This window comes from Mycolicibacterium litorale (assembly GCF_010731695.1).
In the GTDB taxonomy this organism is placed as follows: Bacteria; Actinomycetota; Actinomycetes; order Mycobacteriales; family Mycobacteriaceae; genus Mycobacterium; species Mycobacterium litorale.
In genome coordinates, this window is record NZ_AP022586.1 from 2,811,864 (window position 1) to 2,832,875 (window position 21,012).

21 protein-coding genes are annotated in these 21,012 nt (G+C 68.8%); 5 read left to right on the top strand and 16 right to left on the bottom strand.

Annotation, left to right across the window (positions count from 1 at the left end):
• The gene (locus tag G6N30_RS13355; protein WP_134053507.1) at window positions 1–1,638 is read right to left on the bottom strand and encodes a peptide chain release factor 3; all 1,638 of its coding nucleotides are present in this window, start codon (window positions 1,636–1,638) and stop codon (window positions 1–3) included.
• A gap of 169 nt (window positions 1,639–1,807) precedes the next feature.
• Between G6N30_RS13355 and G6N30_RS13360 the strand changes: the two genes are divergently transcribed.
• Complete coding sequence (locus G6N30_RS13360; protein WP_134053509.1) at window positions 1,808–2,071, top strand: hypothetical protein; 264 nt, start codon at window positions 1,808–1,810, stop codon at window positions 2,069–2,071.
• A gap of 14 nt (window positions 2,072–2,085) precedes the next feature.
• Here the strand turns inward: G6N30_RS13360 and G6N30_RS13365 are convergent, their stop codons facing one another.
• From G6N30_RS13365 to G6N30_RS13415, 11 genes are all read right to left on the bottom strand, one after another.
• Window positions 2,086–3,657 (bottom strand): sensor histidine kinase, encoded by a 1,572-nt coding sequence (locus G6N30_RS13365; protein ID WP_234880180.1) that lies wholly within the window; start codon window positions 3,655–3,657, stop codon window positions 2,086–2,088.
• A gap of 98 nt (window positions 3,658–3,755) precedes the next feature.
• Window positions 3,756–4,754, bottom strand: coding sequence for an FAD binding domain-containing protein (locus G6N30_RS13370; protein WP_134053511.1), 999 nt, complete (start codon window positions 4,752–4,754; stop codon window positions 3,756–3,758).
• Complete coding sequence (locus G6N30_RS13375; protein WP_134053513.1) at window positions 4,751–5,293, bottom strand: (2Fe-2S)-binding protein; 543 nt, start codon at window positions 5,291–5,293, stop codon at window positions 4,751–4,753. Before G6N30_RS13375 ends, G6N30_RS13370 begins: the two co-directional genes overlap by 4 nt.
• Window positions 5,290–7,494 (bottom strand): xanthine dehydrogenase family protein molybdopterin-binding subunit, encoded by a 2,205-nt coding sequence (locus G6N30_RS13380; RefSeq protein ID WP_134053515.1) that lies wholly within the window; start codon window positions 7,492–7,494, stop codon window positions 5,290–5,292. Before G6N30_RS13380 ends, G6N30_RS13375 begins: the two co-directional genes overlap by 4 nt.
• A gap of 82 nt (window positions 7,495–7,576) precedes the next feature.
• Window positions 7,577–8,017: a cupin domain-containing protein gene (locus tag G6N30_RS13385; protein WP_134053517.1), complete on the bottom strand. Its 441-nt coding sequence runs from the start codon at window positions 8,015–8,017 to the stop codon at window positions 7,577–7,579.
• Window positions 8,018–8,029: 12 nt separating this feature from the next.
• Window positions 8,030–9,244, bottom strand: a complete 1,215-nt coding sequence (locus tag G6N30_RS13390) for an FAD binding domain-containing protein (RefSeq protein ID WP_134053519.1) — start codon at window positions 9,242–9,244, stop codon at window positions 8,030–8,032.
• Window positions 9,237–10,223, bottom strand: a complete 987-nt coding sequence (locus tag G6N30_RS13395; protein ID WP_134053521.1) for an amidohydrolase family protein — start codon at window positions 10,221–10,223, stop codon at window positions 9,237–9,239. The genes G6N30_RS13390 and G6N30_RS13395 overlap by 8 nt, the downstream gene beginning before the upstream one ends.
• A complete protein-coding gene (locus tag G6N30_RS13400; RefSeq protein ID WP_134053523.1) occupies window positions 10,220–10,972 on the bottom strand; it encodes an ABC transporter ATP-binding protein in 753 nt (250 codons plus the stop codon). The genes G6N30_RS13395 and G6N30_RS13400 overlap by 4 nt, the downstream gene beginning before the upstream one ends.
• A gap of 16 nt (window positions 10,973–10,988) precedes the next feature.
• Window positions 10,989–11,786 carry an ABC transporter permease gene (locus G6N30_RS13405; RefSeq protein ID WP_134053525.1) on the bottom strand — a complete coding sequence of 266 codons (798 nt, stop codon included), beginning with the start codon at window positions 11,784–11,786 and terminating at the stop codon, window positions 10,989–10,991.
• On the bottom strand, window positions 11,783–12,619 hold the full coding sequence (locus G6N30_RS13410) for an ABC transporter permease (RefSeq protein WP_234880120.1): 837 nt from the start codon (window positions 12,617–12,619) through the stop codon (window positions 11,783–11,785). The genes G6N30_RS13405 and G6N30_RS13410 overlap by 4 nt, the downstream gene beginning before the upstream one ends.
• Entirely contained in the window at window positions 12,616–13,659 is a 1,044-nt protein-coding gene (locus G6N30_RS13415) for an ABC transporter substrate-binding protein (RefSeq protein WP_234880121.1), read from the bottom strand. The genes G6N30_RS13410 and G6N30_RS13415 overlap by 4 nt, the downstream gene beginning before the upstream one ends.
• A gap of 105 nt (window positions 13,660–13,764) precedes the next feature.
• On the opposite strand from G6N30_RS13415, the gene G6N30_RS13420 reads away from it, so the two are divergent.
• Genes G6N30_RS13420 through G6N30_RS13430 form a run of 3 tightly spaced genes read left to right on the top strand, consistent with a single transcriptional unit; the run spans window position 13,765 to window position 16,963 of the window.
• The gene (locus G6N30_RS13420; RefSeq protein WP_163687562.1) at window positions 13,765–15,477 is read left to right on the top strand and encodes a helix-turn-helix domain-containing protein; all 1,713 of its coding nucleotides are present in this window, start codon (window positions 13,765–13,767) and stop codon (window positions 15,475–15,477) included.
• A 56-nt stretch (window positions 15,478–15,533) separates the two neighbouring features.
• Complete coding sequence (locus tag G6N30_RS13425) at window positions 15,534–15,950, top strand: ArsR/SmtB family transcription factor (protein ID WP_134053531.1); 417 nt, start codon at window positions 15,534–15,536, stop codon at window positions 15,948–15,950.
• On the top strand, window positions 15,947–16,963 hold the full coding sequence (locus G6N30_RS13430; RefSeq protein WP_134053533.1) for a cation diffusion facilitator family transporter: 1,017 nt from the start codon (window positions 15,947–15,949) through the stop codon (window positions 16,961–16,963). Before G6N30_RS13425 ends, G6N30_RS13430 begins: the two co-directional genes overlap by 4 nt.
• A 12-nt stretch (window positions 16,964–16,975) precedes the next feature.
• On the opposite strand, the gene G6N30_RS13435 is transcribed toward G6N30_RS13430, so the two are convergent.
• Entirely contained in the window at window positions 16,976–17,263 is a 288-nt protein-coding gene (locus G6N30_RS13435) for a DUF4873 domain-containing protein (RefSeq protein WP_134053535.1), read from the bottom strand.
• On the bottom strand, window positions 17,260–18,177 hold the full coding sequence (locus tag G6N30_RS13440; RefSeq protein WP_134053537.1) for an AurF N-oxygenase family protein: 918 nt from the start codon (window positions 18,175–18,177) through the stop codon (window positions 17,260–17,262). The genes G6N30_RS13435 and G6N30_RS13440 overlap by 4 nt, the downstream gene beginning before the upstream one ends.
• Window positions 18,178–18,343: 166 nt before the next feature.
• Here G6N30_RS13440 and G6N30_RS13445 point away from each other — a divergent pair, with 166 nt between their 5' ends.
• Window positions 18,344–18,976, top strand: coding sequence for a TetR/AcrR family transcriptional regulator (locus G6N30_RS13445; protein ID WP_134053539.1), 633 nt, complete (start codon window positions 18,344–18,346; stop codon window positions 18,974–18,976).
• On the opposite strand, the gene G6N30_RS13450 is transcribed toward G6N30_RS13445, so the two are convergent.
• Together G6N30_RS13450 and G6N30_RS13455 are read right to left on the bottom strand one after the other, a co-directional pair.
• A complete protein-coding gene (locus tag G6N30_RS13450) occupies window positions 18,973–19,515 on the bottom strand; it encodes a dihydrofolate reductase family protein (protein ID WP_134053540.1) in 543 nt (180 codons plus the stop codon). The genes G6N30_RS13445 and G6N30_RS13450 overlap by 4 nt on opposite strands.
• 51 nt (window positions 19,516–19,566) lie before the next feature.
• Window positions 19,567–21,006: a DHA2 family efflux MFS transporter permease subunit gene (locus tag G6N30_RS13455; RefSeq protein WP_134053542.1), complete on the bottom strand. Its 1,440-nt coding sequence runs from the start codon at window positions 21,004–21,006 to the stop codon at window positions 19,567–19,569.
• Window positions 21,007–21,012: the final 6 nt, after the last annotated feature.

Genomic DNA, 21,012 nt, shown 5'->3' on the forward strand with positions numbered 1-21,012 from the left:
TCAGTCTCCCGCGGCCACCAGCGAGCGCAGCCGCACCTCGGGAAAATCCCGCTCGACGTTCTCGAGGCGCCACTTGGTGGTGAACACCGCGATGACGGCGCCGTCGGTACGGGTGAACACCTCGACCGAGGCCTGCTTGCCCAGCAGTTCGGCGTCGTCCGGGTCGGCGACGCGCGCGACCGTGTAGGGCAGGGGTTCGAGCGAGATGGGCGCGTTGAACTCGCCGGCCATGCGGTGGCTGGCCACCTCGAACTGCATGGGCCCGACGGCGGCGAACACCGGAGCCTGGTCGCCGCGCCGGTCCGAGCGCAGCACCTGGATCACGCCTTCCTGGTCCAACTGCTCGATCCCTTTACGAAACTGCTTGTGCTTACTCGGGTCGGATCCGCGCGCGACGGCGAAGTGTTCCGGCGAGAAGGTCGGGATCGGCGGGTACTGCACCGGGACGTCGCGGTACAGGGTGTCCCCCGGGCGCAGCGCGGCAGCGTTGGCGAGTCCGATGACGTCGCCCGGCCATGCGGTGTCCAGCGTGGAGCGCTGCTGGCCGAAGACCGACTGCGCGTACTTGGTCACGAACGGTTTGCCGGTGGCGGCGTGGGTGAGGACCTCGCCGCGCTCGAAGGTGCCCGAGCAGACCCGGGCGTAGGCGATGCGGTCGCGGTGCGCGGAGTCCATACCCGCCTGCACCTTGAACACGAACGCACTGAACGGCGCGGTGGGTTCGCGGCGGTTGCCGTCGACGTCGAGCTGGCCGCGCGGCGGCGGCGCGAGTTGGGCCAGCACATCGAGGAGCTGGTTGACACCGAAATTGAGGATGGCCGAGGTGAACAGGACCGGCGTGGACGTACAGCGGAGGAACGAGTCGCGGTCGAAGTCGGCGCCGTCGGCGCTCAACAGTTCGGACTCTTCCACCGCGGTGTCCCAGTCGTCGCCCGCGGCGTCGTGGGCGTTCGCGGCGTCGATGTGCTCCTCAGGGGCGGCGGTGGCACCGCCTGCGGTGCGGGTGTACTTGATGTATTTACCGGTACGCCGGTCAAGCACACCTTTGAAGTCCCCGGCGATGCCCACCGGCCAGGTCAACGGGGTGGTCTGCAGCTGGATGCGCTCGTGGATCTCGTCCATCAACTCCAGCGCGTGGCGACCCGGCCGGTCCCATTTGTTGACCACCGTGATGATCGGGATGCCCCGATGGCGGCAGACCTGGAAGAGTTTGAGCGTCTGCGGTTCCAGACCCTTCGCGGCGTCGATGAGCATCACCGCGCAGTCGACGGCGGTCAGCACGCGGTACGTGTCTTCGGAGAAGTCGGCGTGGCCGGGGGTGTCGAGCAGGTTGATGATGCAGGTGTCCCCACCCTGGGTGCGATACGGGAACTGCAGCGCCGTGGAGGTGATGGAGATACCGCGGGCCTTCTCCATCTCCATCCAGTCCGACACCGTGGCGCGCCGGCCCGCCTTGCCGTGGATGGCGCCCGCCTCGGTGATCGCCTTGGCATGGAGCACCAGGGCCTCGGTCAGCGTGGACTTCCCGGCGTCGGGATGGCTGATCACGGCGAAGGTCCTGCGGCGGCGAGCTTCGGAGGAGATGCGGTCTGCCTGTGGCCCGGTGGCCGTCGACACACCTGAGGCGGTATCGGTCATTGCGGCTCCGATTCTATTTGCCGCGGCGCTGAAACGATAATCGCGGCAATCCGGCGAACGAGTACCTGCTGGCGTGCCCAGCCCTTGGGTGCTGGCGCCGATGGCAGAGCCCATATCGAGAGCGATCCTTGGGCTGAGCGGCCCTGGCGGGCCGCAACGAAGGAGAAGCGTGACCATGAAGACGCCGACCAACTACGTCGCAATCCTGGTTGTGGGGGCAGGTGCCGCCGCGATCGCACTTGCTCCCGTCGCCGCGGCGGCCCCCACCGGCCCCAGCTGCGTGAAACTGACCCGCTCAGCCACTCAGTGCGAGCCGATCGGCGATGCGCACCACCGGTCCATCCGACCGGAGACCAGCCGTGAGACGCAGCACCCTTTCGACGGCTCCTTCGGTCCGTTCGGCGTCATGCGCGACCACCGCGACCACCGCTGAGCCCGGTTGCGACCCTATGGCGGTTGCGGCGTGCGCTCGTCGAACGGAATCCTCGCGACCAACGTTGTTCCGCAACCTGACCGGCTGCAGATGTCCAGCCGGCCACCGACGGCCTCGACACGGTCCTTGAGCCCGATCAGTCCGGAACCACCGCCGACGGCGGCGCCGCCGATTCCGTCGTCGGTGATCGTCAGCTGCAGTTCGTCACCCGTGTCGGCGGCGCTGACCGTCACCTGCGATGCGTGGGCGTGTTTCGCGGCGTTCGTCAGCGCCTCCGCCACGACGTAGTACGCCGCGACCTCCACATGCTGGGGCAACCTCGCGTGAACGTCCAGGTCGAGCGTCACGGGCACGGGTGAGCGGCGGCCCAGTGCCTTGATGGCCGGACCGAGTCCGCCCCTGGAGAGGATGGCCGGGTGTATCCCCCGGGAGAGCTCCCGAAGGATCTCCGCGATCTCGGTGAGCCCGGAGATCACCTGGGAGATCTGGTCGTTGAGCGCCGGCTGGTCAGGGGGTACGGACGCCTGGACACCGCGCAGTTGCAGTCCGAGTGACACGACGCGCTGCTGCGCACCGTCGTGGAGGTCGCGTTCGAATTGACGCCGGGCCTGATCGGCGGCGGTGACGATCCGGGCGCGCGACGCGGTGAGTTCGGCGCGCGTTTCGGCGTTGGCGATGGCTGTGGCGACGAGATCGGCGAAGTCGCCGATCCGCTGTTCGGTTCCGGCCGGAAGTGGTTCGCACAGCGCTGATCCCACGATCACCGCGCCCCACACCCTGCCGTCGACGATGATCGGTGCCCCCACCGCGGACCGCAGCCCGAGTCGTCTCACGCGTTCAGCGGTCGATCCGGCTGCATCGTCGAGACAGTCGATCCGAGCGGGTCGGCCCTCCCGCCGGATGAGGGCCGCGACGTTGTCGCCCTCCAGCGAAAGGTGTTCTCCCTGCAGCATCATCGGGTTGCCGCGTTCGTCGCGGCTACCGACCACGACCGTGGCGCCGCCGGGCGTATAGCGCAACAGGACGGCGTTGTGGATCCCCAGACCTCGGGACAGTTCGGCGACGGCCGCCGGGTATACCTCGGCGGGTGCCACGCCGCGGGCGACGAGCGTCGCCACACGGCGCAGCGCAGACTGCTGCTCGGCGAGCGCACCGGCGAGTGACGCCGCGACCTCGGCCTCGCGACGGCGCTGTTCGGCTTCGCTGGCTCGCAGCCGGGCGTGCCTGCCGAGCAGGTTGGCCGACAACGCGACCGGCAGGAACACCAGGACCGCGACGAAGTCCTGGATTCCCTCGGCGACGACGGAGCCACCCTGCTCGGTGTGGAAGTAGAAGTACACCACCGCGCTGACCAGCGACGTCGCGACCGACAACGCGAGACCCCAGCCGGCGGACACCACCAGCACCCCGAGCAGGAACAGTGCCCCGTAGGCGTGCACCGACGACATCTGCTTGAGCCAGTAGACCAGAAGCGTCTCGACGGCGATGAAACCCGCGGCGACCACGATGCCCACGGCGATCGGCGCCGGTGTCGGCCGCAGGACCAGGCTCAGCGGTCCTTGCCGGGACGCCGAGGCTGGTGACACCGCCGGATGCGGTGCCGCCGGGTTCTGCGGAGTGTGCACAAGTCGACCTCGCCTTCACGCGGTCAAACGCACCGTCGACGCCGGAAAGTCCCGGTGTGTCAGGCGTCGTCCCCGCGCACGGCGGCGGCCATGTGCAGTGCCCGCACCACACTGTGACGGCCGAGGTCTATCTTGAACGCATTCTGCGGCAACGGTTCGGCCCCGTCCATCGCCCGGGCGGCGGCTGCGTGGAACGCTTCCTCACCGGGGGGCCGCCCGACCAGGATGCGTTCGGCCTCGTACAGCCGCCACGGTTTGGCAGCCACTCCGCCGAGCGCGAGGCCGGCCGATGCGATCACTCCGTCCACCACCCGGAGTCCCGCCGCAACGGATACCAGCGCGAAGGCATAGCTGTGCCGATCACGCACCTTCAGGTACCACGAGTGGTCCGCCAGATCCGATGGCGGCAGCTCGATGCCGAGGATCAGTTCGCCGTCGCGCAGGGTGTTGTCGACATCGGGGGTGGTGCCCGGCAGGGCGAAGAAGCCGTCGATGGGGATGGCGCGCCGACCGTCGGGGCCTTGGACGTGCACGACGGCGTCGAGGATCGCCAGTGCGACCGCCATGTCCGACGGGTGGACCGCCACGCAGGCGTCACTGGCTCCGAATACGGCGTGCTCGCGGTGGAATCCGTGCCGCGCCGCACAGCCACTGCCCGGGACGCGCTTGTTGCACGACGAGAACGCCGTCTGCATGAAGTACGGACACCGGGTGCGCTGCAACAGGTTTCCGCCGGCGGTCGCCATGTTGCGCAACTGTGTGGTCGCCCCGCTGAGGATGGCGTGCGACACCACCGGGTACTGGGCGCGGATCAACGGGTGGTTGGCGATCGCGCTGTTGGTCACGCCCGCCTCGATGAACGCACCACCCTCTGCGGTCGGGGCGATCGTCGTCAGTGCGAGCCGCCGCAGGTCGACCAGCGCCTCGGGTTGCTCGACCCCACCCTTCATCAGGTCGAGGAGGTTGGTGCCGCCGGCGAGGTACCTGGCGCCCGGTGCGTTTCCGGACGCGATCGCATCCTCCACGGTGGTGGCGTGCCGGAACTCGAACGTCTTCACCCGGTGCGCCCCTTGACGGCCACGGCCTCGATGGCGGCGACGATATTGGCGTAGGCGCCGCAGCGACAGATGTTGCCTGCCATGCGTTCCCGGATCTCCGCGGCCGTCAGACGGGGGCACCCGTTCACCACATCGGCGCGGGATCCGTCGAACGACACCGTGCTCAGATCGCCGCGGGCGTGCTCGGCGAGCATCGCGTGCGCCGACGAGATCTGCCCGGGTGTGCAGAACCCGCACTGAAACCCGTCGCACTCGACGAACGCGCGCTGCAGCGGGTGCAGCTCGTCACCGTCGGCGATCCCCTCGATGGTGAGGACGTCCGAGCCGTCGATCGACACCGCCAGCGTCAGGCAGCTCACCACCCGTTCGCCGTCGACGGCCACGGTGCATGCGCCGCAGAGGCCGTGGTCACACCCCTTCTTGGTGCCGGTCAGGTGCAACCGCTCGCGCAGCAGGTCGAGCAGTGTGGTGCGGACGTCGGTCTCGATGCGGTGGGTCTCGCCGTTGATGCGCAGTTCCACGACGTGGTCTGGGCTCATCCCACCTCCTCGGCCACGGGTGGGTGGTACGGAACCATCAGGTCCTCCAGGGTGATCGGCAACTCTCGCAACCGCTTTCCGGTGGCGTGGAAGATGGCGTTGGCGATGGCGGCGGGCACCCCGCACGTGCCGATCTCGCCGATCCCGCGCACACCGATGGGATCCAGCCCGAAGTCGTCGCTCTCGACGAAGGTGACGTCGAATTCGGGGCGGTCGGCGTGCGTGGGCAGGTAGTACTCGCCGATCATCTGCGCGGTGTCGGCGTCGTAGGGCACCTGTTCGAGCAGGGCCATGCCCAGACCGAAGGTGATGCCGCCCATCACCTGGCTGCGGGCGAGCTTGGGATTGAGCACCCGTCCGCAGTCCATCACCGCGACCCACCGGGTGACGCTCACCCGGCCGATCTGCTCGTCCACCTCGACCTCGCAGAAGTGGGCGCCGAAGGACTGAGACGCCTGGCCGCTCTGATCGCCGGCATCGCTTCGGGCGGTGAAGGTGAGCTGGTCGTGATGCGTTCCTGCCAACGCGGCGAGGTCGACACCCTGGGCGTTGTCACCGGCCAGCGAAAGGAGTCGCCGCTTCCACTCGGTGGCCGCGGCGTGCACGGCCGACCCGACCGTCGCGGTGGTCTGCGACGCCCCGCTGTACGGAGCGGCCGGGAAGTCCGAGTCGCCGGATTCGAACGTGACGCGGGACAGAGGCAACCCGGTGACGTCGGCGGCGACCTGGGTCATGACGGTGCGCACGCCGTTGCCGATCTCATGTGTGGCCGAGGCGAATCGGACCGTCCCGTCCGGAGCGGTCACCACGCGGCAGCCGGCCGGCATGCGACGTCCCGGGTACGTCGCCGTCGCCATGCCCCAACCGACCTGGACGCCGTCGCGCCGCAGGGCGCGAGGCGCCAGCGGTCGATCCTGCCAGCCGAACCTCTGCGCTCCGGTGTGGTAGCACTCCAGCAGGTGCTTGCCCGACCAGGGCTTTCCACTGGCCTGATCGATGTCGGCGTGATTGCGCAGCCGCAGCGCCAGCGGATCGAGCCCCGTCTGGTGTGCGAGCTCGTCGATCGCCACTTCGAGCGCGAAGAGGCCGGGCGCCTCGCCGGGCCCGCGCATGAAGCACGGGGTGGGCTTATTGAGCCGCGCGGTGCGGTGCGATACCTCGAGGTGCGGGGATTCGTAGAGGAACCGGGTCGACAGGCCCACCGGCTCGCAGAAGTGCGCGACGGTGGAGGTCTCGGTGAGCGTGTGGTGTTCGGTGCTGAGGATGTGCCCGTCGTCGTCGGCGAGGAGGACGAGGTCCTGTTCGGTCCGCGGCCGGTGCCCCGTGGACGAGAACATCTGGTCGCGGGTGAGCACCAGCTTCACCGGCCGCCCGGTCTCCCGCGCGGCGACCGCACACAGCACCACGTGCATCCACAGGAAACTCTTGGAGCCGAACGCGCCACCGACCAATGGCGACAGGACCCGGACGCGGCCCTCGGGGATCCCGAGGTACGCGGCCAGTGCCGCGCGTTCACCGGCGATCCAGCGGGTGCTGTCGTGGACGGTCAACTGGTCCCCGGACCATGCGGCGATGGTGGCGGACAACTCGATCGGGTAGTGCGCATTGAGCGGTGTGGTGAAGCGCGCGGCCACCCGGTGCGCGGCGTCGACGGGCGGTTCGCCGCGGCGGTCCTGCAGCTTCTCCTCCGAGAGTTTGACGAAGTGGTCGGGTTGGTAGCTGCCGTGCCGGACCGGCCCGTCCTGCCCGTCGCGAGCCGGCGGCACCTCGCGAGCGTCGAGCTGCGCCGGAAGTCGCTCGTACGACAGCTCGAACAGTGCGGCCGCCGCGGCCGCGTTCTCGGCCGTGTCGGCCACCACCAGTGCCATGTGCTGGCCGACGTGCTGCACGGTCATGTCCGACAGCGGAGGGCGGCGCTCGAGCGGCAGGTCCCAGGTCAGTTCCTCGGGCAGCACGCCGAGCGGCGGGCAGTTGAGCGGCGTCAGCACATGCAGCACCCCGGGGGCGGCCGAGGCGCGCTCGGCGCCGGCCCGCATCGACTCCTCGGTGACCAGCCCGTGCGGGATCTCGGACTGGACGAGTGCGGCGTACACCTGGCCGGGCAGTGTCAGGTCGGCGGTGTAGCGGGCGGCGCCGGTCACCTTCTGGTCGCCTTCGACGCGGTCGACCGATCGGCCCGTCCGATCGACGGTCCCCGTCATGTCGTGGTGTCCTTTCGTCCGGTGCGCCACCAGCGTGGTGCAGCCGTGCCGGTACGTCCACTCGGGCGCCGCCCAGTCGCGATCACCCCCCGAGCGGCAACGGCGTGTTGGCCGAGTCGAGGTGCTCGACCGTGGTGAACACCAGTTCGGTGTCGCCGGCGTTCTCGATGTCGTGCAGCAGGAACTCCCCCGCGGCGAAGGTGAAGTGCCGCGTCTCTCCCGCGGCGTAGGACACCTCGCGGGTGGTGCCGTCGGCGGTGTGCTGGCGGCTGCGTCCGGCGACGACCGCGGTCCAGAAGTAGTCGAGAACGTGCCGGTGGGCGTGGAACCGCTCGCCCGGCGCGAGGCGGATCTCCCACACCCGCACTCGGCTGTTCTCACTGAGCAGCCGCGAGCCCACGTGCCCGTCGTGGGCGTGGTCGGCGAACTCGGCGCGCAGCGCGTCGGTCCAGCCGTCGAAGTCGGTGCCGACGAGTGTGCCGGCAAGGGGTGCATCGGTGAGGAATTCAGGTGTCGTGGTCATCTCGATCTCCTTTTATCGTCCGGGGCCGTACAGGCCGAAACGGTTGTCGGGGTCACCGGGCACCCACGTGCAGTGGAACTGCGAGCGGGCACCCATCTCCTTGACGCGGTGCATCAGTCGCTGCCCGAGTTCGAGTTGGCCGGGCTCCCACTTCGCCAGTGCCTCGGCGATGTCACCGCTGTCCGACAGCGCGTCATAGAGTGCCCACGCGTTCGCGGCGGCCTTCGCGGTGCCCGCCGCCGCGTGCGGACGGGCCGCGCTGGCCGCGTCACCGACGAGGGCCACCCGGCCCGACGCCATGCGGTGGGCGACCACGTCGTACACCGCCTGCAGGTAGGGCTGTTCGGTGCGCCGCACCACCTCCGCGGCGGCCGGAGCGAGCACTTCACCTGCGACTGCGCGCATTTCGTCGACGAATCGGTCCTGCACGCCTCCCGGATGCAGTGACACGCCCGCGAGGAAGCCGCGTTTGTCGGTCATCAGCTCGTCGAGTTCATGCCCCTCCGGCACGTTGCGGTACCAGACGTAGTTCAGTAGTCGCTCGCCGACCGTGAGGCCGCCGTCGGCCGACGGGATCGGGTAGACGTTGATGTGCGTGTGCGGTGCGACGCTGTAGGTGATCGAGTCGTGCAGCAGCGCGAAGGTCTCCGGGGACACCTCGCGCTCGGGCACGGTGCCGCGCCAGCCGACGTACCCGGAGTACTCCAGCCTGCTGTCCGGTGAGATGCGGCGCCTGCTGGGCGAGCCGATACCGTCGGCGAACACCACGAGGTCGCCGCGTTCCCGGCGGCCGGACGTGAAGCGCACCTCGACCCCGTCGGCGTCCTGGTCGAAGCCGGCCGCATACTCACCGAGGTGGTAGTCGTCGGTACCGAAATCGGCCAGCAGCGCCCGGTAGAACGTGCCCCACGACGTGTAGCTCCACGGCGCCTCCTCGCGGTGCACGACGGCGTTCCCCGGCCCGAGGTACTGCACGAAATGAGTTGAGGTACTGACCTGTTCGGGGTGTTGATCGCTGCACTCGACGAACCAGCGAAGGGTGTCGGGTTGCAGCACGATGCCGCCGCCACGGCCGTCGAGGTTGGTGGGTGTCCGCTCGAACACCGACACGTCGAAGCCCAACCGGCGCAACAGCAACGCCGTCGTGAGTCCGCCGATGGAGCCACCGATCACCAGCGCGCGGTGCCCACTCCAGTCCTGGCGGGAGGCGCTGAGACGCTCAGACACGATTCTCTCCTTCGGTGAGCCCGAGGAAGCGTCGGGCGTTGTGTTCCAGGGCGGCGTCGTCGATGCCCACGGCGTGCGGCAGGTCCAGTGGGCGCTCCACGCCCATGTCAAACGGGTAGTCGCTGCCGCACATCAGGTGCGCCGGATCGGCGTGCGCCCGCAGCAGTTCCAGGGCGGGCCCGTCATGGGTCAGGGTGTCGAACCACAGATCCGTGAAACCTTCACGCGGTGAGCGGGTTTGCGCGCTGCGCACGTCGCCGCGCTGATTCCAGCCGTGCTGCCAGCGGCCCACCAGCGCCGGTGCGCAGCCGCCGCCGTGCAGCAGGCAGATCCGCAGCGCCGGCAGCTCCTCGAGGACGCCGCCCAGCACCAGTGCGGCTGCTGCCGTGGCGGTCTCGACGGGGTTGCCGATGAGGTTGGTCAGGTAATACGACGACCACTCGGGGCGGGGCAGCTGCATGGGATGCACGAGCACGGCCGCGTCGTTCTCGGCGGCGATCGCCAGCACGTCGCGCATTGGCGCCACGTCGAAGGAGGTGTGGCCGAGCAGGGGCGGCACCGCGATACCGCGGACGACGCCCGTCGCGGCGATGGCCTCGATCTGCTTGCGTGCTTCGTCGGGATCGTGCAGCGACACCAGACCGAGGCCGAGCAGCCGGCCGCCGCTGTCACGGCACACCCTGGTGAGTTCTTCGTTGAACGCGCCCACGTAGTCGTCGACGCCCGGCGCATCCGACACGGGAAAAGCGAACGGCGGTGCGGAGATCACACGTGCGCCGAGCCCTGCCGCCTCGGTGTCGGCCAGCACGCGGGCGGCGTCGCTCATCGCGGCGGTTTCGATGGACAGCGGCAGGTCGCCGAGGTGTAGTTGGCCGTCACGACCGTTGAGCGGTGGCACCGGCGAGCCCGGGGGCAGGCGGAACAGGTCCTCCGGGAGCCAGTGGGCGTGGACGTCGACCGGCCCGGGTCGGAGCGTCATGCCGGACTTCCCGCGGTGGCCGCCTCGAGCGCCTCGAAGCGGGCCAGGATCTCGGCCTGCAGGACCGCGACGGCGGGGTCGGAGGCCTTGCGCGGCCTGGGCAGGTCGACGTCGATGACCTCGTGCACGCGTCCGCCGGGGGCGAGCACGACGATCCGGTCGGACAGCTGCACCGCCTCGGTCACGTCGTGCGTCACGAACATCACGGTGCGGCGCGACTCCAGCCAGATCCGCTCCAGGTGTTCGCGCAGCGTCCGCGACGTCATCGCGTCGAGGTGGCTGAACGGCTCGTCCATGAGCAGGATGTCGGGTTCGACGGCGAAGGCGCGGGCGATACCGATTCGCTGCTGCTGACCGCCGGACAGCTGGGCCGGGAACCGGTCGGCGCAATGGCTGAGCCCGACCAGATCCAGGTAGTGCCGGGCGCGGTCCTCCCAGCCTGGGCGTTCGTGCTGGACGAAGCCGAGATTGGCCATCACGGTGCGCCACGGCAGCAGCCGTGGGTCCTGGAACACGTAGCCGACGCGGGCGTCGTGCCCGCCTGAGGTCAGGTCGACCGTGCCGGAGGTGTGCGACTCGATGCCGGAGACGATGTTGAGCAGCGTGGTCTTGCCGCTGCCCGACGGCCCGACGATCGACACGAACGTCTCACCGGAGATGGTCAGGTCGATACCGTCGATGACGCGGGTGCGGTGACCGCTGCGGTCGTGGAAGTCCTTGACCAGGTTGCGGATCTCGATGGAAGCCATAGGTTTCTCGCTTTCGTCAGTTGTTGCGCCAGCGGGTGACGCGGCGTTCGATTGGGCCGAGGACGAGCAGGTCGGCGACGACCAGCACGACGATGAACACCAGGACCCAGGCGAAGAAGCCGTCGAGCTGGTTGGCGTCGTACCAGTACCGCGATCGCCAGCCGACACCTGAGGTGGCGCCGAACCACTCGGCGAGCAGCAGCCCGTTCCACGCGCTCATGATCGCGAAGCGCACGGCAGCCACCGTCGAGCCGGCCACCGCCGGAGCGACGATGTGGCGCAGGACATTACGTCGCGGCACCCCGAACGCCCTGGCCATCAGGACCAGGTCGGCGGGAACCGCGCGGGTGGCCTTGGCGATGTTGACGATCACGAACGGCAGCCCGGACAGGAACACCGTCACCACCGGGGTCAGCCAGCCGAATCCGAACCACATCGTGGTCAGCAGCGCCCAGATCACCGCGGGGATCGCGAGTGCGGCGGCGTTCAGATCGGAGAACGCCAGGTCGGCCCATCGGGACAGACCCATCCAGACGCCCACCGCCGCACCGACGACCAACGCCAGCACCAGGCCGAGGGCGAAGCGGTTCATGCTGATCGCCAGGTTGTGCCACAGTTCGCCGAGGGCGGCCTCGGAGACCAGGCTGTCCGCGGTCTGGGCGGGCGACGGGATGCGGTTGCCGATGACGACGGCCAGCTGCCACGCCCCCAGGATCGTGAGCAGGGCGGCGACGATGGCGACGGCCGAGGAGGTCTGCCCGCGCAGTTGGCGGCGCCACACGGGCGCGGTGGCCGAGAGTGCGTCGGTGGTCATGCGATTTCCTTCCGCCAGGCGAAGAAACGGTTCTCCAGGTAGGCCAGGCCACGCTCGATGAGGACCATCGCGACGATGAACAGCGTGGTCCACGCCAACATGTCGGCCACCTGGAATTCCTGATAGGCCTTGCGGATCATGAACCCGACGCCGTCGCTGGCGCCGAAGACCTCGGTGAGCGCCTCGACCTTCCACGCCATCGCGAAGCCGTAGCGCACGCCGGCGAAGACGAACGTCACCAACGCCGGCAGGTAGAGGTGCCGCAGCACGTCGCGCCGGTTGCGTTCGAACGCGCGGCACATCGCCAGCAGGTTCCCGTCCACCGAGCGGACACCCTCGGCCACGTTCATCGCGATGAACGGCAGTGCGACGAGCGCCGAGACGACGACGGGGCCGCCCGCGCCGACACCGAAGATCAGCAACCCGAACACCGCGTAGGTCAGGCCGGGCATGTTGCCGAGTACGAACAGCGGCAGCGAGAAGTACGACGACATGAATCTCGAACGCCCCATGGCGAACCCGATCACCAGACCGCCTGCCATCGCGATCGCGAAGCCCGCCGCGATCTTGCCGATGCTGGACGCGAAGTTGGTGAACGCCTCGCCTGATGCGGTGATCGCCACCACCCGCTCGAACACGTCGAGCGGCCTCGGGAGGATCGGGTCGTTCACCCAGGCGGCGACGAGGGCCCACGCGGCCACCGCGGCGACGAGCGCGATACCCGACACCAGCCATCTGCGCGGGCCGGGGCCGCCTGTCCACTTCCGGCGCGGGCGCGGGGCCGGATCCCGCTGCGCCGGATCAGCGTCCGGCGGCGTGATGGTCTGGGTCACTGGTGGACTCCTCGGGTGGGCAGGAATTGGGGATCGGTGACGTCGTCACCGATGACACCGGTCTCACGCATCAGGTCGAAGATCGAGGACTCGTCCTCGGCCCACTTCTGATCGAAGCGGACGTCGTCGACCACCCAGTCATGTTGGGCCACATAGTCCTTCATGAACGCGATGTCCTCGGGCGTCTCGACGGCGAAGTGCTGTGGATATCGCTCGATCATGTCGTCTCGGTGCCGCTGCCATTCACCGAGACCGCGCTCCCACAGGTCGAGGAACGCCGACACCTCGCCGGGATGCCCGTCGACCCAGTCTTTTCGGGCGACGAACACATTGCCCATCGGGCCGTCGTGACCCGGGGCGTCGAGTTCGGCGAACAGCTCCGCCGACGACTTCCCGTCGTAGAGGGGGCGGACGCTGCCCTCGCGCAGATCGCCGGCCGACAGGTCGGGGTAGCAGATGCACGCGTCGATCTCCCCGCGCGCCAACAGGTTCGAGAGGTTCTGGATGTCGGCGACGATCACCTGATAGTCGTCGGCGAGGTTCACGTCGTGCATCTGCTTGAGCAGCGCGCTCCACACGAGCGTGCCTGACACGGTGGTGAAGACACCGAGCCGCTTGCCCTTCAGGTCGGCGAGGGTCTGAGCGGGGTCGTCGGCGCGCACGAGGATGCGGCTGCGCTCGGCGTTGTAGCGGCCGATGATCACCGTCTCGCGTTGTGTCTGCTCCTCGAGGCCAGGGACCTCGAACGACGCCGTGGAGATGATGTCGGCGTGTCCGCCGGCGAACAGGCCGAACTCGTCCCACGTCGCGCTGGTCTCGATGTGGTACCCGCTTTCGCGCTGCCACTCGTCGACGATGCCCGTCTCGTTCATGTAATCCCAGATCGGGTCTGGGGCGAACGTGAACCGGATGACGCCGTCGCGCGCTGCGCGCGATGATGCCGGGCCGCCGAGGCCGGCCGAGCACCCCGCGGTCAGCGTCACCATCGCCGCAGCGGCGACGGCGACCGCGGCACGAATCGTCCGAGTGCTTCGTCGCACGGGAACCTCCTGCATGTCATGTGACGGCTGTCACCGTCCGCACCAGACTGATGGAGTCGACCCAACCCGGGCAATGTCTTGACGTACACACTTATGCTTCGAAACATGTCGTCGGCGACACTGAAGCCCGATCTGGCGCGATGGCTCGACGCGCTGGCCGGTATCGGCGAGGCGGTGGGCGGTGACGAGCCGGTCATCGATCTCGTCGACCGGGTCGCCCGTACGGCGTGCGACCTGCTGGGTTACGACTTCTGCGCGGTGTTCCTGCCGACCGCGGACCGCCGAGCGCTCACGATCGTCGGCTCGCACGGCCTCTCCCCCGACTACGTGGCGCAGGTCAACGCCGATCGACCGATCCTGCTCGACGTCCGCGGCGCCGAAGAAGCCCCGACCAGCGTCGCGTTCCGCACCGGGGAGGTCGTGACGCTCGAGGACATCGAGACGACGCCCGGCATCGGCCCGTGGGGCGGTGTGGCCCAGGAGCAGGGATACCGGGCACTGGTGTCGGTGCCGCTGCGCCGGGCGGGGGTGGTCGTCGGGGCACTCAACGGGTACCGCACCGCGCCACACCGGTTCGACGCCGTCGAGATCGGCCTGGTGACGACGCTCGCCTCGCAGGTCGCCGTCGCACTCGGCACCGCGCAGCTGCGGTCGCGGGAACAGGACACCATCCGGGAACTGCGCCGGGCCGAGGAGGTGCACGCGCTGCTCACGGCCACCGCGCTGCGCGGCGAGGGGGTGTCGGGGGTGGCGACCGCGCTGGCCGAGCTGTTGGCCAGGCCTGTGCTGATCGACGATGTCTACGGCGCCGCGCTGGCCGAGGCCCGGTGGCCCTCGGACGGAGCTGTCGGGGAGGGGGTCGCCGCCGACGTGACCCTGGGCGGCGAGGTGGTCGCCCGCGTCCGGGTCACCGCCACCGAAGACGACCTGTCTCCTCTCGACATGCGCGCCGTCGAACACGCGACCGTCGTCACGGCGCTGGAACTGATGCGCGCCCGCACCGCGGCCGAGGTGGAGCAGCGGCTCCGCGGATCGCTGGTCGCCGATCTGCTGAGCACCGACGGCGCCGACATGGCGGCGTTGCTCGACCGTGCGCGGCGGCTGGGCTGGGATCTGTCCGGCGAGCAGACCCTGATCGCGGTGCGATCTGCGGACCCGCAGGCTGCGGACGACCGAACCGCCACCGAGCGGCTGCTGGCCGGTGCGGACAGGTTTGCGGCGACGGTCACGCCCCGTCCGCTGGCGGCCGTGTACCGGGGCGATCTGGTGCTCATCGCGGCGCCGTTCGCGACGGCGCCCGGCCGGATCCGGGGGGCGGCCGCGGTGGCCCGTCGCCTGGTCGACCATCTCACGGACACCGGGGTGATCGGTCGCGCGGTGGCCGGGGTGACCCCCGCGGCGGCCGCGGTCGAACTACCCGGTCTGCTCCGAACGCTGCGTGGCGCAATGGATCTCGCGGCAGACACCACCTCGGATGCGACGACGACGGTGATCGATCTGCGCGACGTCGCGATCGACCACCTACTGTTGCAGCTCGACGACCCGCAGCGGCTGCGCGACTACGCCACGACGGTGCTGGGGCCGGCCCTCGAGTACGACCGCGAGCACGGCAGCGAGCTGCTGCGCACGGCACGGGTGCTGCTGGAGCGCGACCTGGATCGCCGGGCGGCGGCCGAGGCGCTGCACCTGCACCCGAACACCGTGGCTCAGCGGATGCGTCGGCTCGAGGCGCTGACAGGCCTGCGCCCGACCCGGCCCCGCGATCTGCTGCAGCTCAGCTCGGCGCTGACCGTGGCACGGATCGCCGGCCTCGGATGACGGGCGCTACCCGGCAGCCGTCGCGCTCAGCGATACTCCTGTCCTATTATCTGCGTATGAATGCAGATAGTCAGCGATGCGCTCGGCGGCTGCCCGACGATCAGGTGGACCTCGTCGTCGAGGTGTTCCGGATGCTCGCCGATGCCACCCGGGTGCAGATCCTCTGGGCACTGGTGAGCCGTGAGATGTCGGTAAATGATCTTGCCGCTCATGTGAACAAGCCCGCGCCCTCGGTCTCGCAACACCTGGCGAAGCTGCGGATGGCCCGGTTGGTCCAGACCCGCCGAGACGGCACCAGCGTCATCTACAGCGTCGACAACGAGCACATCAAGCAGCTCGTCACCGATGCGGTGTACAACGCCGAACACGCCGGTCCGGGTGTTCCCGGCCATCACCGGGAGGCCGCGGATCTGGCGACCCTGCACGACGGCTCGGCCGCCAGAGGCGCGCGCGGGCAGGGACGCGGCGCATGAGCCGCGAGGCGGGCCACGGGCATCCTCACCACCACCACCATCACCATCACACTTCGACGGGTGGGGGCCGGATTCGTGGGGCGGTCAGAGAGGTGTTCGCACCTCACAGCCACGACGCGTCGGACAGCATCGACGGCGCGCTCGAGTCAAGTGCCGCGGGCATCCGGGCGGTGAAGACCAGCCTCGTCATCCTGGGCGCCACCACGGTGGTGCAGATCGCGATCGTGATGCTCTCGGGATCGGTTGCGCTGCTTGCCGATACGGTACACAACTTCTCCGATGCGATGACGGCGATTCCGTTGTGGATCGCGTTCGCACTCGGAACGAGAACCGCCACTCGGCGCTACACCTACGGGTACGGACGGGCAGAAGACATCGCGGGGCTCTTCGTGGTCGCGATGATCGCGCTGTCCGCGATCGTTGCCGGCGTCGAGTCGATTCGCCGCCTCATCGCCCCTGCGCCGATCGAACACGTCGGTTGGGTGGCCGCGGCGGGTCTGGTCGGATTCCTCGGTAACGAGTTGGTCGCCGTCTACCGAATCCGTGTCGGACGCCGTATCGGCTCGGCGGCACTCGTGGCCGACGGCCTGCACGCCCGCACAGACGGATTCACCTCGCTCGCAGTGGTTCTCGGTGCCGCGGGGGTCGCGCTGGGCTTCCCGCTGGCCGATCCCGTCATCGGGTTGCTCATCACCGTGGCGATTCTCGCGGTCTTGCGGACCGCCGCGCGTGACGTGTTCCGGCGCCTCATGGACGGAGTCGATCCGGCACTGATCGAGACGGCGGAGACCGCGCTCGCGGCCGAGCCGGGGGTCACTGACGTGGGGAGCGTCAAGATGCGTTGGATCGGCCACCGACTCCACGCGGAAGCCGAGCTGGACATCGATTCCGGTATCACCCTCGCGGAGGCACATCGCATCGCGCACAGCGCCGAACACACCCTCACCCATGCGGTGCCGAAGCTATCGACCGCACTGGTGCACGCGTATCCGGCGCGCGTCGAGAGCCGGTGACTCCCGCTCACCTCATACCGGCGAGAGGTCGTACGGCGGCTCCCCCACGCCGCTGACCATGAGCTGGCCGGACGGTATCCTCTCGACCAATCGCACTGGGGAGCTGCGCTTCCCGATCCACAGGTGGGCCGGCTTGCCCGCCTGGAGCTCGTCGGGAGCGCCGTAGGCCAGGCCCTGCCAGTGGTATCGCCCGTCGATCGGGTTCAGGTGACCGGCCAGGCGTACTCGGACCGGACACCGCGTGCCTGCCACATCCAGTTCGGCGTCCCCGTCGAATACGCCGCTCTCGTCGACGCTCACAGGAAGTTGCTGCGCTTCCACATCCGCCGGCCGATCCGGCTCATGAGCCCGACCTCTTCGAGGAACGTCGCCAGCGGAGCGAATCCGGCTCGCATCGTCTCGTGGAAGTGCGGGTTGGCACGGGCCTGTCGACGCGCCTCGCGGGCGTCGAGCCCGGCCCGGCGATACACCGCCGGGTTGGTGAACAGGTAGCGGTAGAACGGCCCACCGGCACCGTGGATCGTGCCGAGGAGGTACCGGTTGATCGGCCGCATCGCGGGGACGTCGCGGCGCGCGCCGTCGCGGGCGAACTGGATGTGGCGTGCCTCCTCGGTGACGTGGATCCGCATGACCCGGCTCACGATCGGCTGCAGTTCCGGATCGTCGAGGATCTGCCGCTGCAGCGCATCGAAGATCTCCTCACCGACCAGCGCGGCGATCCACAGGACCGTCTTCTGGAACACCAACGGCAGCGTGTTGATGATCATCCGCTGGAACCGCTTCGGCTGGAAGGGTTTGCCGCCGACGGCCTCGATCGTTCGGCCGAACATGACCATGTGGCGGGTCTCGTCGCCGAGTTCGGTCAGTGAGTAGTGGGTGGAGGGTGACGTGCAGTCGGCGTGCATCAGGCCGCGCAGCAGCGCCTGATTGAGGATGTTCTCGAACCAGACGCCGGCCGACAGCAGGTTGATGAACTCCTGGCGCGACAGCTCGATCTGCTGTTCGCGGGTCATCTCGGCCCACATCGGTGTGCCGTACAGCGACACCACCCGCGGCGGCAGAAAGAACTTGTCGGGAACGACCGGCGTGTCCCAGTCGATGTCGACGACGGGGGCGTACGACTTCTTGGCCGATCCCCGCAACAGCCGCTCTGAGAAGTCGTCCCGACTGGGCGATGTGCCGGTTGACGGAGCCTGGTCGATGGTGCCGGCCATGGGGGCCTCCTGCTGGTCGGGTGCGTTCGGACACTGGCGTTCGACCCAACGAGCGCCATCAGTACGAAAGATACATTCTTCGTTCGTTTGTATCAATCGTCTGTGTGCAGGCTTTAGACTGCGTGAGCACCGTCGTCCCCAGAGCGGCCCATGTCGAGGAGATCCGATGAAGTACAGCGGCCTGCTCGCCAAGGCGGTACAGCGATTCGGGTCGCCGACGGCGGAGGGAAACGCCGAACGGATCCTCGACGCGGCGCTCAAGCAGTTCGAGCTGTTCGGGATCCGCCGCTCGACGGTGGAGGACATCACCCGTCGTTCCGGATTGGCGCGGGTCACGCTGTACCGGAACTTCGCGAACAAGGACGCCATCGTCGAAGCGGTGCTCTTGCGGGAACTCGAGCGGTTTCTCTCCGACCTCGCCGCCGAGGCCGGCGGTTACGCCGAAGCCGAGGACAAGCTGGTCGAGGGGTTCGTCTTCACGCTGACCACGTTGCGTGACCATGCGCTGCTGCAGCGGTTGCTCGCCACGGAGCCGGAAACCGTGTTGCCGTTCCTCACCGTCGAGGGCGACAGCGTCGTCCGGACGGCCTCGTCGTTCCTGGCCCATCAGCTCGCGGTGGCCCTGCCCGACGACCATCGCACGCAGCTCGAGCTGCTCGAGGTCGCCGAGGTCACCGTCCGGGTCATCGTGTCGTTCGTGCTGACACCGTCGCAGAACGTCGCGCTCGGCGACGACGATGCCGCCCGGTCGTTCGCGCGCCGCTACCTCGTCCCGCCGCTGTTGGGGTTGGCCCGCTAACGGCGCGGTTCGTACCGCATCGCGACAGCGCCCGAGGCGAACTCACGCCGGCCGACGAGTTCGAGGTCGATGGGCTTGGACAGGCCCGCGAACAACGTCGGCCCGTGGCCCACGATCCTCGGCTGCACGACGAACTCGTACTCGTCGATCAGCCCCAGCTCCGCCAACGCGAGCGGAAGCTGCAGGCCCCCGACGTACAGGCCCTCCCCGGGCTCGCGTTTGAGCTGTTCGACAGCGTCTCTCAGATCGCCGCGCAGGAGTTCGGCGTTCCAGTCGACCCGGTCGAGGGTGCTCGACACGACATACTTCTTGGCCGCGTCGATGGTCCGCGCGAAAGGTCGTGTCCACTCAGGCATGTCGTCTGCCGGCGACCGCCACGCGGACTCCATCATCTGGTAGATCACCCGACCGAAGATGAGGGCGTCCGCGCGGCCGATGGTCTCGGCGGCGTAGCGATGCAGTTCCTCGTCCGGGATCCCGGCGCGGTGGTCGCAGCAGCCGTCGAGGGTCACGTTGATCGAGTAGCGGAGGGGACGCACCCCGTAAGGATGCACGAGGGGCGGCGCGCCGGTTGCGGTTCCGTGGAAGACCTAGTGCACCGGTGTGGCGGCTGCGGTCGCCGGTCGGCGTCCCGTGAAAAGCCCCACGATGACGACGACCACGCCGATCACCGCGGCGACGGTGAAAGCAGCACGCACACCGGGTAGGTCGGGCGCCCCGCCCGACACCGACGCCTTGGTCATGACGGTGATGAACAACGCCGTACCCGCAGCGCCGGCGACCTGTTGCAGCGTTGTGAGGATCGCGCTTCCGTGCGTGTACAGCGATTCGGGCAGAGCCCCCAACGCGTCGGTCATCAGCGGTGTGAACATCATCGACAGACCCACCATCATGACCGTCTGCAAGCCGATGATCTCCCACATCGGTGAGGTCGCCGACAGCGTCGCGAACCCCCACAGCGACGCGCAGAGCATGAGCGAGCCCGGGATGACGAGCAACCGAGCGCCCAGCCGGTCGTAGATGCGCCCCACCAGTGGGCCTGCCACTCCCATCAAGATGCCGCCGGGCAGGCTCACCAGGCCTGCTGCTAACGCGCTCTGCCCCAGCACATCCTGCACGTAGAGCGGCAGCATGATGATCGCGCCGAACAGCGCCATGAACCCGAGGATCACCAGCGACAGCGATAGTGAGAAACGTCGATAGGCAAAGGGGCGCAGGTCCAGAAACGCCCGCTCGCGCCGCTGCAGCTGCACCTGCCGGATACCGAAGACCACCAATGCCGTTGCGCCGACGGCGATCGGTACCCATGCGGGCGCAGCCTGCCGTCCACTTCCGGATTCACCGATGAGCGAGAGACCGAACACCAGACCGGCGAAGCCGACGGCGGAAAGTGGTATGGACGCGGGATCGATCGGCGTCGGGCGCTGCCGTTCGTCGGCCACGCGCAGCCGTGCGACGCCCGCCGCCAACGCGAGCGCCCCGATTGGCAGCACGATCCAGAACATCCACCGCCAGCTCAGTGAGCCGAGGATGATGCCCGACAGTGTCGGACCGATTGCGGGGGCCACCGCGATGACGATCGAGATGGTTCCCATTGTCCGTCCGCGCCGCTCAGGCGGGATCAGGGTCATCACCATCGTCATCAGCAGCGGCACCATGACCGCGGTGCCGCACGCCTGCACGATCCGGCCGGCCAGCAGGACCGCGAAGCCGGGTGCCACGGCTGATATCACGGTGCCCGCGCAGAACAACGCCATCGATGTCAGGTAGACGCCTCGCACCGGGAACCGCTGCAGCAGCGACCCGCACATCGGGATGACGACCGCCATGGTCAGAAGGAACCCACTGGTCAGCCACTGTGCGGTGCTGGCCGTGATGTCCAGATCGACGATCAAGGCGGGCAGAGCGACGCTCATGATCGTCTCGTTGAGGATCATGACGAACGCCGACCCGACGAGTATGGCGATGATCGCGTTGGCGCTGGATGGCAGGCGCTCGCGGGTCGAGGGCTCCTGTGCCTCGGTGGTCATGTACCT

Excerpts from the sequence above, each read along its gene's own strand:
- G6N30_RS13375 (WP_134053513.1), bottom strand. The coding sequence starts at position 5,293 with ATGAGCCCAGACCACGTCGTGGAACTGCGCATCAACGGCGAGACCCAC.
- G6N30_RS13400 (WP_134053523.1), bottom strand. The coding sequence starts at position 10,972 with ATGGCTTCCATCGAGATCCGCAACCTGGTCAAGGACTTCCACGACCGC.
- G6N30_RS13405 (WP_134053525.1), bottom strand. The coding sequence starts at position 11,786 with ATGACCACCGACGCACTCTCGGCCACCGCGCCCGTGTGGCGCCGCCAA.
- G6N30_RS13455 (WP_134053542.1), bottom strand. The coding sequence starts at position 21,006 with ATGACCACCGAGGCACAGGAGCCCTCGACCCGCGAGCGCCTGCCATCC.
- G6N30_RS13395 (WP_134053521.1), bottom strand. The coding sequence starts at position 10,223 with ATGACGCTCCGACCCGGGCCGGTCGACGTCCACGCCCACTGGCTCCCG.
- G6N30_RS13355 (WP_134053507.1), bottom strand. The coding sequence starts at position 1,638 with ATGACCGATACCGCCTCAGGTGTGTCGACGGCCACCGGGCCACAGGCA.
- G6N30_RS13420 (WP_163687562.1), top strand. The coding sequence starts at position 13,765 with ATGTCGTCGGCGACACTGAAGCCCGATCTGGCGCGATGGCTCGACGCG.
- G6N30_RS13380 (WP_134053515.1), bottom strand. The coding sequence starts at position 7,494 with ATGACGGGGACCGTCGATCGGACGGGCCGATCGGTCGACCGCGTCGAA.
- G6N30_RS13445 (WP_134053539.1), top strand. The coding sequence starts at position 18,344 with ATGAAGTACAGCGGCCTGCTCGCCAAGGCGGTACAGCGATTCGGGTCG.
- G6N30_RS13440 (WP_134053537.1), bottom strand. The coding sequence starts at position 18,177 with ATGGCCGGCACCATCGACCAGGCTCCGTCAACCGGCACATCGCCCAGT.
- G6N30_RS13385 (WP_134053517.1), bottom strand. The coding sequence starts at position 8,017 with ATGACCACGACACCTGAATTCCTCACCGATGCACCCCTTGCCGGCACA.
- G6N30_RS13425 (WP_134053531.1), top strand. The coding sequence starts at position 15,534 with ATGAATGCAGATAGTCAGCGATGCGCTCGGCGGCTGCCCGACGATCAG.
- G6N30_RS13430 (WP_134053533.1), top strand. The coding sequence starts at position 15,947 with ATGAGCCGCGAGGCGGGCCACGGGCATCCTCACCACCACCACCATCAC.